Origin of the sequence: Burkholderia sp. RF4-BP95 (assembly GCF_001521985.1) — a bacterium.
Classification (GTDB): domain Bacteria; phylum Pseudomonadota; class Gammaproteobacteria; order Burkholderiales; family Burkholderiaceae; genus Burkholderia; species Burkholderia diffusa.
Genome location: NZ_LOSX01000029.1, coordinates 221,198 through 236,574 on the forward strand (window position 1 = coordinate 221,198; position 15,377 = coordinate 236,574).

A 15,377-nucleotide genomic window follows, 5' to 3' on the forward strand; every position below is an offset into this window, starting at 1 on the left:
GATAAATTCGAGATGCGGCCGTTTCGTTTTGAACGATAATCGCGACTCCCGATTCGTTCGACGGAGTCTGACGTTGGCCTTCCGAGATTTTTCCCCTGCACGATGCGCGACGTGGATCGTTGCGCTGGCCGCCTGCGCGCACGCGGGCGCGGCGTGGTCCGACGCGACCGCGCCGGTCGCGGGCACGCGCCCCGCGGTGACGAGCCTGAGCGGCGATGCGGCGACCGCGACGCCGGCGTCCGCCACGGAGGCCGCCGCGCAAGGCAACGTCGCCGAACTCACGCAGATGCTGCATGACGGACGAATCGTCGAGATGCGCACCACCTACAACGGCAGCTATGGCGCAAGCCTGATGTTCGATCCGCGCGAGATGACGTATTACGTCGCGCTGTTTCAGGACAAGCATCTGTGGCGCGTGATCAGGTCGCAGGAGAAGAACCGCGCGGAGATGGTGTACGCGAACTTCGTCCAGCAGACGGCGCAGCTCGCGGATGTCGAAATTCGTCGCACCGAACTCCAGGCGCAGAAGACGTTCCTCGAACGCGTGATTGCGCTGCAGGCGAATCGCGCGCAGCAACTGCAGGCCGATCTGAATATCGCGCGCGGCCAGCAGGCCGAGGTCGCGCAGCGGCAGAAGGCGGCGCAGGAGCAGACGCAGGCGCTGCAGATCGAGAAGCGGGCCGCGCAGGTGCAGTTGCGCGATCTGCAGGAGCAGGTACGGCAACTCGAACGGCAGTCCGAAACGGGATTGCCCGCGCACAAGTGACGATTCGGTCCGATGGACCGACGGACGGACGAAAACCCGGCGAAGCCTGCTTCGCCGGGTTTTTTGTTGGGCGCTGTCAGCGGGTGAGCGTATCCGGTACGTCGGTCAGGCGGCGGTGGGACAGTTGCGCTGTCCAGTCGAAGCCGGCGACGGGCGCATGGGCCGCCGGTGCCGGGCGATCGGCCTGCAGCGCGTTCGCCATCGCGATAAGCGTGAGCGGATCGTCGAGCGAGTCGTGGGGGGCGCCGGGATGCGCAGGCGAACCGACGCGATCGGGCGTCGGCGTGCGCGACGCGTGGTGAGTGACTGACGGGCGAGCGGTGACTCGCGGCGCGGAAGGTGCGTGCACGCGTGCCGTTGCCGTGCGCCTGGTGTCCGAACGATGCGGCGTTGGCGGCGCGGCAGTGGCGACGCGCTGAACGTTCGGTGTCGTGTCGGGGCGGCGCGGCGCTGGCTTGGTCGCCGCGTCGCGTGCGACGGGCAACGCCGCGGCAGGCGTCGCAACCTGCCGCGCCGCGACGCGCTGAGCCGGCGCGATGGTCGGCGTGGCGGGCGCCACCGCGGCCGTTGGCACGGCAACCATGGACTGCACGGGATGCGCCGGCGCGACGCCAACGGTCTGAATCGCAGGCGCACGCGCGAAACCCGGGAACGGCTCGTGCGCGGCGATCAGCCAGCCGATGATGCCGAGTGCGCCAATGCTCCAGCAGGCGGCGTGCCGCGCACGCCGGTCATGCGCGCGACCGGTGGCATGCTCGATGTGCTGGCCGGCGGCGCGCGCCGCAACGGCCGCTACACCGGCGGACACAGGGCGCGCGGCGGGCGGCGATTGCCAGCGGCACGTGCGATGCGGTGCTTCGACGTCGATGCACGAGGTCTTCAGGACGGCAGCGCAGCGCGTGCCGAGGCGGGTGCCGGGCGCGCCGCGGAACGTCCATTCACGGCCGAACGGCGGCACGCCGTCGAGGGGCGCGACACGAGGGCGGGCAAACGGACCTTCGACGGGAACGAGAGGCGTTGGGATCATGAGGGCGGTACGCGGTGCGACACGGGCGACGATGCCGGCAGCGGCGCGAATAGCGTGGCGAGTCGTGACATTGTGGTGAGTCGCCGGCGACCTGTCGATCAGACCGATCTGATTTTCGTGCGTTTTTCGAGGCGATTCGTACGAGACGAACGCGGCGACGTTGATCGCGGCCCCGGCCCCAAGGCAATTGTCGGCTTCGCGTGGCATCATTTGCCGACCATGCCGGCGTGCACATCGTTGCGCGGCGTGCCGCCGGCTGGCAACGATGTTCGTGCGCGCTGGTCCGGCGCCACACGCATCGTCGGATCCCTACGGCGCCGATGTCGCGCCATCCGCGCCGAGAGAGAACAACATGTCCACAGCAACACACGCCGTCGTCCAGGAATCGAAGGTTCGTACCGTGTTCCGGGTCGTCAGCGGCAACTTCCTGGAAATGTACGACTTCATGGTCTACGGGTATTACGCGTCGGCCATCGCGAAAACCTATTTTCCGAGCGGCAACGCGTTTGCGTCGCTGATGCTGTCGCTATCCGTGTTCGGCGCGGGCTTCCTGATGCGCCCGGTCGGCGCGATCGTGCTCGGCGCATACATCGACCACCACGGCCGCCGCAAGGGGCTGATCCTGACGCTTGGGCTGATGGCGCTCGGCACGCTCACGGTGGCCGCGATACCCGGCTATGCGACGATCGGCGTGCTCGCGCCGGTGCTCGTGCTGCTCGGCCGGTTGCTGCAGGGCTTTTCCGCGGGCGTCGAACTCGGCGGGGTGTCGGTCTACCTGTCGGAAATCGCGACGAAGGGGAACAAGGGGTTCTATACGTCGTGGCAATCGGGCAGCCAGCAGGTGGCGGTCGTGTTCGCCGCGTTCGTCGGCGTGCTGCTGAACCGCGCGCTGCCGGTCGAGGACATGACCGCGTGGGGCTGGCGCATTCCGTTCCTGATCGGCTGTCTGATCGTCCCGTTCCTGTTCCTGATCCGTCGTTCGCTGAAGGAGACCGACGAATTCCTCGCGAAGCGTCATCGTCCGACGATGGGCGAGATCATGCGTTCGATGCTCGAGAACTGGGGTGTCGTGATCGCCGGCATGGGGATGGTGATCATGACGACGGTGTCGTTCTACATGATCACGGCCTACACGCCGACATTCGGCAAGGAAGTGCTGCACCTGTCGTCGCTCGACGCGCTCGTCGTGACCGTCTGCGTCGGCCTGTCCAATCTCGTCTGGCTGCCGTTGTCCGGCGCGCTGTCGGATCGCATCGGCCGCCGCCCGGTGCTGATCGCGTTCACGGTGCTCACGCTGCTGTCGGCCTACCCGGCCGTGCTGTGGCTCGTGGCCGATCCGTCGTTCCTGCGGCTGCTGGCGGTCGAGCTGTGGCTGTCGTTCCTGTACGGCTCGTACAACGGCGCGATGGTCGTCGCGCTGACCGAAGTCATGCCGGCCGACGTGCGCACGGCCGGCTTCTCGCTCGCGTACAGCCTCGCGACGACGATCGGCGGTTTCACGCCGGCGATCTCGACGTTGCTGATCCACCAGACCGGCAACAAGGCGGCTCCGGGGCTGTGGCTGAGCGTCGCCGCGATCTGCGGATTGATCGCGACGCTCGTGCTGTATCGCACGCCCGAGTCGCGCAACCAGTACAAGGCGGCCTGACGCCACCCGCGTCGCATCGCGTCGAATGAAAAAAGGAGCGCGTCGCGCTCCTTTTTTCATTCGCGCTCGGCCGGGGTCAGGCGTCGCGCAGCGCACCGGCGACCGCCGTCGCCACGTCGAGCCATTGCCCCGGTGCGGACTGGCGGGCGAGCCGCGCGTGCGGATACCACGGGCAATCGTCGCCGGTGAACCAGCGCCAGTCGGGCGCGAACGGCAGCATGATCCATAGCGGCTTGCCGAGTGCGCCCGCGAGGTGCGCGACCGCCGTGTCGATCGTGACGACGCCGTCGAGCCGTTCGATCAGCGCGGCCGTGTCGGCGAAGTCGTTCAGTCGCCCGTCGAGGCGATGCACGCGCGGATGCGCGTCGACGCGCGCGCGTTCATCTTCGTCGAGCGCCGGCTGCAGCACGACCCAGTCGATGTCCGGCAGCGCGAGCAGCGGCGCGAGCGCGTCGAACGGCATCGAGCGGTTTTCCTGCGCCTGCCGCCGCCCTGACCACGCGAGACCGAACTTGCGCTTCGACTGGCCGCCGAGCGAGCCGCGAAAGCGCCGGTGCGCGCTGTCCGGCGCGTCGAGGTAGCGTTTGCCCGCGACGATGTCGGCCGGCTGCAGGCCGAGCAGGAACGGCAGGCTCATCAGCGTGCACGCGACGTCCGCCGCCGGCGGCTTCGCGGCGCCCTGTGCGACGAGCGTCACGCGCCAGCGTGCCGCGGCCGGCGCGAGCAGCGTGACGAGTTCCGGCTGCACTTCGAGCACGACGCGCGCGCAGCGCGCGCGGGCGAGCGGCACGAAGCGGACGAACTGCAGCGTGTCGCCGAAGCCTTGTTCCGCGCGGATCAGCAGCGTGCGCGACGCAATCGGCTCGCCTTGCCAGCGCGGCAGCGTGCCGAGCGGCGTTGCGCCCGGCGTGTCGTGACGCGTTTCGTATGCGGGCAGGCCGCGCGTGAAGTCGCCCAGCGTCAGCAGCGTGACGGCGCGATGCAGGTGCGCGAGTTTGAGGTCGGGAGCGACGCGCAGCGCCTGGTCGTACGCGCGCAGCGCCATCTCGTGCGCGCCGAGTGCGTGATGCGCGTTGCCGAGGTTCAGCCACGCGAGACTGAACGACGGATCGAGGCCGACCGCGCGTTCGTAATAGGGCAGCGCTTCGCGCTGGCGTGCCTGCGCGCACAGCGCGTTCGCGAGCCCGAAAAGGGCGAGCGGGAACGGCGGGTGCAGCGCGAGCGCGGCTTCGAATGCGGCGGCGGCTTCGGCGTGACGGCCGACCGCCTCGAGCGTGTTGCCGAGATTGAAATGCGCGGCGACGAAGCGCGGCTGCGCGGCGATCGCCGCCTGGAAGTGCGCGATCGCGTCGTCGGCCCGGCCCATCGCGTTCAGCGCCATCGCGAGATTGTTGTGCGCGCCGGCATGCCCGGGCCGCAACTCGAGCGCGCGATGGAATGCGGCGAGCGCGTCGTCGTGACGGCCGAGGGCATTCAGCGCGTTGCCGAGGTTGTTGTGGATCGATGCGTCGTCGGGCGTGAGCCGGAGCGCACGGCCGAACGCGTCGATGGCATCCTCGTGGCGCTGCAGCGCCGCATACGCGTTGCCGAGGTTGTAGTGCGCGAGCGGAAATTCGGGCGCGAGCGTGAGCGCGTTGCGAAAGCGGTCGATCGCTTCGTCGAGTCGGCCGAGCGCCTTCAGCGCGTTGCCGAGATTGAGCTGCAGCGCGGCATCGTTCGGGCGCAGGTCGACCGCACGCCCGACGAGATCGGCCGCCTCGGCATGCTGGCCCTGCTGGTGCCGCAGCACGCCGAACAGATGCAGTGCGTCGGCGTCGGCGGGATTGGTGGCGAGGGCGCTGCGATAGCCGTGCTCGGCCTCGGCGAGGCGGCCCGCGCGGTGCGCGGCATACGCTCGGTCGAATGCGGTATCCATGACGCGAAAACTGACGGAAAGCGCGTATTTTCCCACACTGCGCGGGGGTGCCCCAGATCGGCCGGTCGGCATATGGCCCCGTCACGCGGAGCGGCGTAGACTTGCACAATCGCGTGTCATCGAGGTTCTCATGGCTGACACACTGCTTGATATCCCGCCCGTGCTGATCGTCGGCGCGGGCCCGACCGGCCTTGCCGCCGCGATGGCGCTCGCGCGTGCCCGCGTGCCGGTGCGCATCATCGACCGGCTCGCCGCGCCCGCACCGTGTTCGCGCGCGATCGGCATCCAGGCGCGCACGCTCGAACTGCTGGAGCAGCATCGCGCGGTCGAACCGTTTCTCGCGTTGGGCCATCGTGCGCATGCGGCCACACTGCATGCGGACGGCCGCGTGATTGCGCGGCTCGATTTCGATCCACTGCAGACACGCTATCCGTATTTGCTGTTTCTCGACCAGAGCATCACCGAGCGGCTGCTCGCCGAGCACTTGGCCGGTTTCGGCGTGACGGTCGAACGCGGCGTCACGCTGACCGCGTGCGAAGCGGGCGGTACGTCGCTCGATGTGACGATCCGCGGCGCCGACGGTCGTGAACAGGCGTTCGCACCGTCGTACCTGATCGCCGCCGACGGTGCGCACAGCACGGTGCGCCATCTGCTCGGCCTGGGCTTCGCCGGGCATGCGTTCGAGCAGACCTTCCTGCTCGCCGATTTCGCGGCGATACCTGACTGGCCGGACGAGGAGATCCACCTGTTCACGACGCCGGACGGCATCGCGGGGCTGTTTCCGATGGGCGGCGGCCGCTACCGGCTTGTCGCCGACCGGCCGCCCGGCGGCGACGCACCGCCCGATGCGCGGACCCAGCCGACGCCGACGCTCGACGAATGCGAGGCGATCGTGCGCGCTCGCGTCGGCGCGTCGATCGCGCCGAGCGATCTCGCGTGGTCGGCGTATTTCCGCCTGCATAGCCGGATGGTCGAACGGCTGCGTCACGGGCGCGTGTTCTTCGCGGGTGACGCCGCGCACGTTCACAGCCCGGCGGGCGCGCAGGGCATGAACACGGGTATCCAGGAAGCGTTCAATCTCGGCTGGAAGCTCGCGCGCGTGCTTGGCGCGGGCACGCCGGAGCGGCTGCTCGACACGTATCACGCGGAGCGCCATCCGATCGAGCGCGATGTATTGCGGCAGACCGGCTTCATCACGCAGATCGTCGAAGCCGACCACGGGGCGATGAAGCTGCTGCGCGATCATGTCGTGCCGCTGCTGGCGTCGTTCGGGCCGGTGCGTGACGCGGTGCGCCGCACCGTCAGCGAGCTCGGTGTGCAATACCGGAAAAGCCCGCTCACGCTCGAACGCGTGCTCGATGGCGGGCCGCGCGCAGGCGAGCGTGCACCCGACGCGCTCGTGCATGTGGTCGACGGACCGCTCGGCCGGGCGCCCGGGATCGCGCGACTATACGACCTGCACGATCCGGCGAGCTTTACGCTGCTGCTGCTCGAGGAGCCGGCAGGTGCCGACACGGGCAATACGGCCGATGTGCCGCCGATGCCCGCGGACGCACAGGCGCTCGTGCAGGGGCTGGAGCGGATCATGCCGGGCGCGGTGCGAACCTGGCGCGTTGCCGATGCCGAAAGCGACGGCACGGACGGGCTCGCGCAGGTATACGGCCGTTCGAGGCCGTCGTTTTACCTGCTGCGTCCCGATGGCTACATCGCGGTGCGCGGCCGTACCGCCACCGACGCGACCGCGCTGCTGCGCCATTGCGAAAGCTGGTTCGCGGGCCTGCCGGTGCCCGCGTAGCGGAGCGCTCAGGCGGGGGCCGAGACCGGCGTGAGCGATGCGCGGTGCGCGGCGATCGCGTCGCGCACGATCGGCGCGGCGCGTTGCGCGGCTTCGCTCGACGGATCGTCGAGCGCGGCGAGTAGCGCGCGTCGCATCCGCGGTTCCCAGAAGCGCCGGATGTGTTCGGCGATGCCGGCCAGCGCTTCTTCGCGATCGGGCATCGATTCGAAGAATGCGCCGATCTGGTTGGCCATGTCGATCAGGTGTCCGATGTCCATCGCGTCCTCACTTGCCCGTCGTCGCGGCAGCCGGCGTGGCGGCGCGGCGCTCGAGCAGATCGAGCTGCTCCGAGTTGAAGCGTGCATACGCGCGCTGCCAGTCCGACGGCTGCGCAACCGGCATCACCTGCACGGCCGTGACCTTGTATTCCGGGCAGTTCGTGGCCCAGTCGGAGCTGTCCGTCGTGATCACGTTCGCCCCTGACTCGGGGAAGTGGAACGTCGTGTACACGACACCCGGCTGCATGCGGTCGGACACGAGCGCACGCAGTACCGTCTGGCCGGCCCGCGATTCGATGCCGACCCAGTCGCCGGTCCGGATCCCGCGATCCTCCGCATCGTGCGGATGAATCTCGAGGCGATCCTCTTCGTGCCACCGGACGTTCTCGGTCCGGCGCGTCTGCGCGCCGACGTTGTATTGCGACAGGATGCGGCCCGTGGTCAGGATCAGCGGATAGCGCTGCGTGACCTTTTCGGGCGTCGGAATGTACTGCGTGATCACGAACCGGCCCTTGCCGCGCACGAACGCGTCGATGTGCATCGTCGGCGTGCCGTCCGGTGCAGCTTCGTTGCACGGCCACTGGATGCTGCCGAGCGCGTCGAGTTTCTCGTACGACACGCCGGAGAAGGTCGGCGTGAGCCGCGCGATCTCGTCCATGATTTCCGACGGATGCGTGTAGTGCATGTCGTAGCCGAGCGCCTGCGACAGCAGCAGCGTCACTTCCCAGTCGGCGTAACCCGCGAGCGGCGGCATCACCTTGCGTACGCGCGAGATGCGGCGCTCCGCGTTCGTGAACGTGCCGTCCTTCTCGAGGAACGTCGAGCCCGGCAGCAGCACGTGCGCGTATTTCGCGGTTTCGTTCAGGAAGATGTCCTGCACGACGATGCATTCCATCGCCGACAGCGCGGCCGCGACGTGCTGCGTGTTCGGGTCCGACTGGACGATGTCCTCGCCCTGGCAGTAAAGCCCTTTGAAGCTGCCGTCGAGCGCCGCGTCGAACATGTTCGGGATGCGCAGCCCCGGTTCCGGTTGCAGCGTGGCCGACCATGCTTCCTCGAACTGGCTGCGCACGATTGCGTCGCTGATGTGCCGGTAGCCAGGCAGCTCGTGCGGGAACGAACCCATGTCGCACGAGCCTTGCACGTTGTTCTGGCCGCGCAGCGGATTGACGCCGACGCCTTCGCGGCCGATGTTGCCGGTCGCCATCGCGAGGTTCGCGATGCCCATCACCGTCGTCGAGCCTTGCGCATGTTCGGTCACGCCGAGGCCGTAGTAGATCGCGGCGTTGCCGCCGGTGGCATAGAGGCGCGCGGCCTCGCGCACCCGTTCGGCCGGTACGCCCGTCACCTCAGCGGTGGCCTCGGGCGAGTTCTCGGCGCGCGACACGAAGTCGCGCCATTGCTCGAACGCGCGCGTGTCGCAGCGTTCGGCGACGAATGCATCGGCGACGAGCCCTTCGGTCACGATCACGTGCGCGAGCGCATTGACCATCGCGACGTTGGTGCCGGGGCGCAGCTGCAGGTGGTGCGTGGCCTTCACGTGCGGGCCGTCGACCACGTCGATGCGGCGCGGGTCGATCACGATCAGCTTCGCGCCTTCGCGGATGCGCCGCTTCATGCGCGAGCCGAACACCGGGTGGCCGTCGGTCGGGTTCGCGCCCATCACGACGATCACGTCGGCCTGGCCGACCGACGCGAAGGTCTGGGTGCCGGCCGATTCGCCGAGCGTCGTCTTCAGGCCATAGCCGGTCGGCGAGTGGCACACGCGTGCGCAGGTGTCGACGTTGTTGTTGCCGAACGCGGCGCGCACAAGCTTCTGCACGAGGTAGGTTTCCTCGTTCGTGCAGCGCGACGACGTGATGCCGCCGATCGAATCGCGGCCATATTTCTGCTGCAGCTTGCGGAATTGCGTTGCCGCGTAGGTCAGCGCCTCTTCCCAGCTGACTTCGCGCCACGGATCGGTGATCTTCTCGCGGATCATCGGTTTCGTGATGCGGTCCTTGTGCGTTGCGTAGCCCCACGCGAAGCGGCCCTTCACGCACGCGTGGCCTTCGTTCGCGAGGCCGTTCTTGTGCGGCGTCATGCGCACGACCTGCGTGCCCTTCATCTCGGCCTTGAACGAGCAGCCGACGCCGCAGTACGCGCAGGTCGTGACGACCGAGTGCTCGGCCTGGCCGAGCTGGACGACGGATTTCTCCTGCAGCGTGGCGGTCGGGCACGCGGCGACGCAGGCGCCGCACGATACGCAGTCCGACGCCATGAACGATTCGCTTTCGCCGGCGGCGACGCGCGATTCGAAACCGCGTGCGGCGATCGTCAGCGCGAACGTGCCCTGCGTTTCCTCGCATGCGCGCACGCAGCGGTTGCAGACGATGCACTTCGACGGATCGTACGTGAAGTACGGATTCGATTCGTCCTTTTGCTCGCGCAGGTGATTTGCGCCGTCGAAGCCGTAACGCACTTCGCGCAGCCCGACGACACCCGCCATGTCCTGCAGCTCGCAGTCGCCGTTGGCGGGGCAGGTGAGGCAGTCGAGCGGGTGATCGGAGATGTACAGCTCCATCACGTTGCGGCGCAGCGACTGCAGCCGGTCCGACTGCGTGCGCACCTTCATCCCGGCTTCGGCGGGCGTCGTGCACGATGCCGGATAGCCGCGCCGGCCTTCGATTTCGACCAGGCACAGGCGGCACGAGCCGAACGGTTCGAGCGAATCGGTCGCGCAGAGCTTGGGCACATTGACGCCGGCTTCGATCGCGGCGCGCATCACCGACGTGCCGGCCGGCACCGTCACCGGCTGGCCGTCGATTTCGAGCGTGACGTCGGTATCGGCATGCCGTTGCGGCGTACCGTAGTCGGTTTCGTCGAACGGATCGCGCACGCGCGCCTGCGCGGCGCTCTTGCACGCGCATTGGCCCGAGCCGCAGCCGCCTTGGCGGACGTTGTTCGTGTCGAGGGACATTCAGGGCTCCTTCTGGGTCAGGCCGCGGCCTTGACCGGACCCGACGCGGCTTGCTTGCCGGCGGCGAGCCCGAAATCTTCGGGGAAATGGTCGAGCGCGGACAGCACCGGGTACGGCGTCATCCCGCCCATCGCGCACAGCGAGCCGGCGAGCATCGTGTCGCACAGGTCGCGCAGCAGCGTGACCTGTCGCTCCGACTTGTCGCCCTGGCGAATGCGTGCGATCGTCTCGACGCCGCGCGTCGATCCGATCCGGCACGGCGTGCACTTGCCGCACGATTCGATCGCGCAGAACTTCATCGCGTATTCGGCGAGTTCCGCGAGATTCGACGTGTCGTCGTGCAGCACGATGCCGCCGTGGCCGACGACCGCGCCGATCGCCGTGTACGCCTCGTAGTCGAGCGGCACGTCCCACTGGTGTTCGGGCAGATAGGTGCCGAGCGGGCCGCCGACCTGGGCGGCGCGCGCGGGCCGGCCGCTGGCCGTGCCGCCGCCGTAGTCAAACATCAGCTCGCGCAGCGTGACGCCGAACGCGAGCTCGACGAGGCCGCCGTAGCGGATGTTGCCCGCGAGCTGGAACGGCAGCGTGCCGCGCGAGCGGCCCATCCCGTAGTCGCGATAGAACGCGGCGCCGCGCGCGAAGATCACCGGCGCGGTCGCGAGCGTGATCACGTTGTTGATCACGGTCGGTTGGCCGAACAGGCCAGCGAGCGCGGGCAGAGGCGGCTTCGCGCGCACGACGCCGCGCTTGCCTTCGAGCGATTCGAGCAGCGCCGTTTCCTCGCCGCACACGTACGAGCCGGCGCCCTTTGCGACGTGCAGGTCGAATGCATGCGCGGAGCCGAGCACGCGTTCGCCGAGCCAGCCGGCTTCACGGGCGCGCTCGATCGCGGTTTCCAGTGCCGCGATCGCGTGCGGGTATTCGCTGCGCACGTAGATGTAGCCGAGCGTCGCGCCCGTCGCGATGCCCGCGATGATCATCCCTTCGATCAGGCAGTACGGATCGCTTTCCATGATCAGCCGATCGGAGAACGTGCCCGAATCGCCTTCGTCCGCGTTGCAGACGATGTACTTCTGCGTCGCGCTGGCCTGCCGGACGGTGCGCCATTTGATGCCGGCCGGGAAGGCTGCGCCCCCGCGGCCGCGCAGCCCCGATTCGATCAGCAATTCGCATGCGGCGCCGCCGTCGAGCGCGAGCGCGTTCTTCAGGCCGGCGAGGCCGTCGTGCTTCAGGTAATCGTCGATCGACAGCGGATCGGTCAGGCCGATGCGCGCGAACGTGAGGCGCTGCTGGCGCGCGAGATAGGGCAGGGCGTCGACGAGGCCGACGCCGCTCGGATGCGCGCCGCCGTCGAGCCAGTTCGCGTCGAACAGGGCAGGCACGTCGGCGGCCGACAGGTTCGCGTAGCCGACGCGCCCGGCGGCCGTGCCGACCTCGACGAGCGGCTCGAGCCACAGCAGCCCGCGCGAGCCGTTGCGGATCAGCTCGATCGCGACGCCGCGCCGCTCGGCTTCCGCGACGATCGCGGCGGCGAGGGCGTCGGCGCCGAGCGCCAGCGCGGACGAATCGCGCGGAACGTAGATGCGGGTCGTCATGCGGCCTCCGGGGTGTGGGCGGTCGCGTCGGCGAGCAGGGCGTCGAACTTCTCCGGCGTGACCTTCGCGTGCAGCACGCCGTTGACCGTCATCGACGGCGATTGCGCGCACAGCCCGAGGCAGTAGACCGATTCGAGCGCGACGTCACCCGGCGCGTGCGCGTCGGCGCCATCGCCGTGCGCTGCATCGAACCGGCAACCCGTGCGCGCTTCCGCGTGCGCGGCCAGCGCTTCGCAGCCCATGCTGCGGCACGCCTCGGCGCGGCACATCTGGATCGTCACGCGCGCGGGCGGCGCGGTGCGGAAGTGGTGATAGTAGGTGAGCACGCCGTGCACTTCGGCGCGCGACAGATTCAGTGCCTTCGCGAGCGGCGCGACGCAACCTGCCGGCACGTAGCCTGCGTCGTCCTGGATCGCATGCAGGATCGCGACGAGCGAGCGGCCGGCACGCGCGTGGCGCTCGACGAGCGCGTCGGGCGCAGGGGAATTCGGGGACATCGGTTATGCTCCTCCAAAGTCTCATATGTGCTTCTAATTCATATAGTGCACATCGGGACTTCGTCCTGATTGATTTTGAGCAACGATAAGCGGAAGATTCCGCAGTCGCAATAGGAAATCGGAGTGCATAATTGATTCGAATCGAATGCGACGCGTATCTGACCGTACGCGACACCGAGGGCCGCACCGCCAGCCTGTCGGACGTCGCCCCGTTGCTGGAGCTCGTGGCCGATACGGGCAGCATCGCGCAGGCCGCGCAGGCGAAAGGTCTGTCGTATCGGCACGCGTGGGGCATGCTGCGGGCGCTGGAGGCGTGCGTCGGCGGCGAGTTGATCGAGACGGCGCGCGGCAAGGGGTCGACGCTGTCGGAGCTCGGGCAGGCGATCGTCGACGCGCAGCGGCTCGCGCGCAGCCGTCTCGACGGCAACCTGCGCGCGCTGGCGGCCGAGGTGGCGAGCGACCTGAACCGGCGGCTCGCGCAGCGCGACGGCGCCGTGCGCATCCATGCGTCGCACGGCTACGCGGTTGCGACGCTCGTTTCCGCGCTTGTCGATGCGCAGGCCGCCGTCGACATCAAGTATCGCGAGAGCGTCGAGGCCGTGCAGGCGCTTGCGCGCGGCGAATGCGAACTGGCCGGTTTTCATCTGCCACGCGGCGCGTTCCGCGAACAGTGCGCGCAGATCTATCGGCCGTGGCTCGACGACGCGCGTCACGTGCTGATTCATCTGACGCGTCGCCAGCAGGGGCTGTTCGTGCCGCGGGGCAACCCGAAGCAGGTCGGCGGGCTCGCCGATCTCGCCCGCAACGACATCCGCTTCGTCAACCGGCAGCCGGGGTCGGGCACGCGGATGCTGCTCGATCTTGCATTGCGCGCGATCGGCATCGATCCCGAGCGTATCGACGGCTATGCGTCGGCCGAACTCACGCATTCGGCGATCGCCGCGTTCGTCGCGAGCGGGATGGCCGATCTCGGCTTCGGCGTCGAGCCGGCCGCCCATCACTTCGGGCTCGATTTCATTCCGGTCGTCGACGAGGACTATTACTTTGCGTGCGAACGCGCGCAGCTCGATTCGCGACCGCTCGCCGGCGTGCTCGCCTTGCTGCGCGATGCGCGCTTCGTCGACCGCGTCGCGCATCTCGACGGCTACGATCCGGCCGCGTGCGGGACGCTGATCGGCATCGCGGAGGGATTCGCCGGTATCGCCGGGGGCGGTATGCCGGACGGCAACGCACGGTAACGGGGACGCGCGCGAACCGCGCTGCAGCAGCGAGGGATTTGCGCTACGCTTGCCGCTTGATCAACGTTCCAACAAGCACGCCGTTCAGGCGTCATCCCGCCATGAAACTATCCGTTCCCTTCTCCGCGGCAGCGTTGACCGCAGGGCTTCTTGTTGTCGTTTCGCCGTTGGCGTTCGCGCAGAATTCACCGGGCGTGCCCGGCGGGATCCTGAGCGAGCAGTTCCGCCTGAACGAGCATCCGCAGATGCCGTTCGCGGCGTCTGCGCCGTCGCAGAAATACCAGAGCGGCAAGAAGTCGGCGTTGCGCCGCAAGGGCGATTTGGGGGACCCGAACGGCTGCAACCTGAAGTGTCCGATGGACACTCAATAAGCAGGCGCTGACGCGCCGGGTTGTCGACGCCGCGATCGTTTGTCCAGACCGCGCCGATGCCGCGCGGTTCTTTTCGAGCCCCGCAGGGTGTACTGCCTTGCGGGGCTCGTGCTTTGTGGGGCTCGGTTCGGCCTCGCGTGACGTGGTGCGATCTTGCGGTGGTAGCCCATGTCTGCATGGATATAGGGTTAACCCTTGTTTCGGGAAGGATGTCTTCCTGAAACCTGCCTTATTCTTAAGCATGCGCCTACATAAACTTCGGTTTGTCAGCGATGAACGGGTGTTCACCGCGAAATCAGACAAATCTGGAGGTAGGTCATCATGAAGTCGCTCGTTCAAGCCGTTGTCGTTGCTGCTGCTCTCGTTGCCCCGGTCGTGTCGTTCGCGCAGTCCGGCTCGGCACTCACCCGCGCACAGGTTCGCGCCGGGCTGGTTCAGCTCCAGCAGGCCGGTTACAACACCGCCCGCGGCGAAGATCCGCACTATCCGGAAGCGATCCAGGCCGCCACGGCGCGTGTCGCGGAGCAACAGCGCAGCGCGCTCGCCCAGGCGCAAGGCGCCGACGCCAGCGGTTATGGCGCGCAGGTGCAGGGCGCATCGGCATCGGGTTCGCGTGCGATCGGCGTGCGTCCGGCCAGCGCAGAAGAAATGAAGTCGCTGTATCGCGGCAGCTAAGCGGCTCGTCGCCCGGTGAGGCCGTGCTGCGGCTGCGCTGATGCGTCGCGTGCCGGGCAGGGGGCGTCCGCCGCGGTCGATCACCGCGCGGGCGACGTCGAACATCCGTCACCTCCTGCCGCCGGAATGCCGGCGGCATTCCGTCCGGCCCGTTCGAGGCCGGGCGCTTTTTCGGAGGGCGCGGGGTGTTCGGCCTCTCAGGCAACAAAAAACCCCGCAGACTCGCGTCGTGCGGGGCTCGTGCGTCAAGCGCGGAATTTGGTGGAGGCGGCGGGAATCGAACCCGCGTCCAGAAGCGCTCCACGACTAGTTCTACATGTTTAGTTCAGTCATTTGATTTAACCGCAGCGACGCGGACGAACACGCTGCACTACGGCGATTCGCTAGATTTTCGACCCTGGCGTCGCGACGCCGACAGGGCTTAACTGACGTAAATGACCTCTGGCGGTATTGCTACCGGTCTTGCGACACTAGTCCGTCAGTGAACTAGGCAGAGGACGGCGGCCGTTAGGCTGCCAGTGCGAACGTATCGTCGTTTGCAGTTACGATTTTCCCATTGATTAACGAGGTGACGGGTCCTCGACATGCCCTAGCCGCTTCACAACCCCTGTCGAAACCAGGTCGCCCCCGC

12 protein-coding genes and 1 other RNA gene are annotated in these 15,377 nt (G+C 68.1%); 6 read left to right on the forward strand and 7 right to left on the reverse strand.

Annotation, left to right across the window (positions count from 1 at the left end; all coding sequences use genetic code 11):
- Positions 1–73 precede the first annotated feature (73 nt).
- Entirely contained in the window at positions 74–766 is a 693-nt protein-coding gene (locus tag WS46_RS13470; protein ID WP_059690814.1) for a DUF2968 domain-containing protein, read from the forward strand.
- A 76-nt stretch (positions 767–842) separates the two neighbouring features.
- Here WS46_RS13470 and WS46_RS13475 read toward each other — a convergent pair whose 3' ends face one another.
- On the reverse strand, positions 843–2,003 hold the full coding sequence (locus WS46_RS13475) for a hypothetical protein (protein WP_257129988.1): 1,161 nt from the start codon (positions 2,001–2,003) through the stop codon (positions 843–845).
- Between the two features lie 142 nt (positions 2,004–2,145).
- Here WS46_RS13475 and WS46_RS13480 point away from each other — a divergent pair, with 142 nt between their 5' ends.
- Entirely contained in the window at positions 2,146–3,441 is a 1,296-nt protein-coding gene (locus tag WS46_RS13480) for an MFS transporter (RefSeq protein WP_059690841.1), read from the forward strand.
- A gap of 76 nt (positions 3,442–3,517) precedes the next feature.
- Here WS46_RS13480 and WS46_RS13485 read toward each other — a convergent pair whose 3' ends face one another.
- A complete protein-coding gene (locus WS46_RS13485) occupies positions 3,518–5,428 on the reverse strand; it encodes a tetratricopeptide repeat protein (RefSeq protein WP_059690816.1) in 1,911 nt (636 codons plus the stop codon).
- Positions 5,429–5,486: 58 nt separating this feature from the next.
- Here WS46_RS13485 and WS46_RS13490 point away from each other — a divergent pair, with 58 nt between their 5' ends.
- Positions 5,487–7,151, forward strand: a complete 1,665-nt coding sequence (locus WS46_RS13490) for an FAD-dependent monooxygenase (RefSeq protein ID WP_059690817.1) — start codon at positions 5,487–5,489, stop codon at positions 7,149–7,151.
- An 8-nt stretch (positions 7,152–7,159) separates the two neighbouring features.
- Here the strand turns inward: WS46_RS13490 and WS46_RS13495 are convergent, their stop codons facing one another.
- The 4 genes from WS46_RS13495 to WS46_RS13510 are packed head-to-tail and all read right to left on the reverse strand — an operon-like array spanning position 7,160 to position 12,462.
- On the reverse strand, positions 7,160–7,411 hold the full coding sequence (locus WS46_RS13495; RefSeq protein WP_059690818.1) for a formate dehydrogenase subunit delta: 252 nt from the start codon (positions 7,409–7,411) through the stop codon (positions 7,160–7,162).
- Between the two features lie 7 nt (positions 7,412–7,418).
- Positions 7,419–10,370 (reverse strand): formate dehydrogenase subunit alpha, encoded by a 2,952-nt coding sequence (fdhF, locus tag WS46_RS13500; protein ID WP_059690819.1) that lies wholly within the window; start codon positions 10,368–10,370, stop codon positions 7,419–7,421.
- Positions 10,371–10,387: 17 nt separating this feature from the next.
- Complete coding sequence (locus tag WS46_RS13505; protein WP_059530040.1) at positions 10,388–11,965, reverse strand: NADH-quinone oxidoreductase subunit NuoF; 1,578 nt, start codon at positions 11,963–11,965, stop codon at positions 10,388–10,390.
- Positions 11,962–12,462, reverse strand: a complete 501-nt coding sequence (locus WS46_RS13510; protein WP_059530037.1) for an NAD(P)H-dependent oxidoreductase subunit E — start codon at positions 12,460–12,462, stop codon at positions 11,962–11,964. Before WS46_RS13510 ends, WS46_RS13505 begins: the two co-directional genes overlap by 4 nt.
- Positions 12,463–12,593: 131 nt before the next feature.
- On the opposite strand from WS46_RS13510, the gene WS46_RS13515 reads away from it, so the two are divergent.
- From WS46_RS13515 to WS46_RS13525, 3 genes are all read left to right on the forward strand, one after another.
- The gene (locus tag WS46_RS13515; RefSeq protein ID WP_059690820.1) at positions 12,594–13,700 is read left to right on the forward strand and encodes a substrate-binding domain-containing protein; all 1,107 of its coding nucleotides are present in this window, start codon (positions 12,594–12,596) and stop codon (positions 13,698–13,700) included.
- Positions 13,701–13,801: 101 nt separating this feature from the next.
- Entirely contained in the window at positions 13,802–14,071 is a 270-nt protein-coding gene (locus tag WS46_RS13520) for a hypothetical protein (protein ID WP_059690821.1), read from the forward strand.
- A 321-nt stretch (positions 14,072–14,392) separates the two neighbouring features.
- Complete coding sequence (locus tag WS46_RS13525; protein ID WP_059690822.1) at positions 14,393–14,746, forward strand: DUF4148 domain-containing protein; 354 nt, start codon at positions 14,393–14,395, stop codon at positions 14,744–14,746.
- Positions 14,747–15,005: 259 nt separating this feature from the next.
- On the opposite strand, the gene ssrA is transcribed toward WS46_RS13525, so the two are convergent.
- Positions 15,006–15,375, reverse strand: a transfer-messenger RNA (tmRNA) gene (ssrA, locus tag WS46_RS13530).
- Positions 15,376–15,377: the final 2 nt, after the last annotated feature.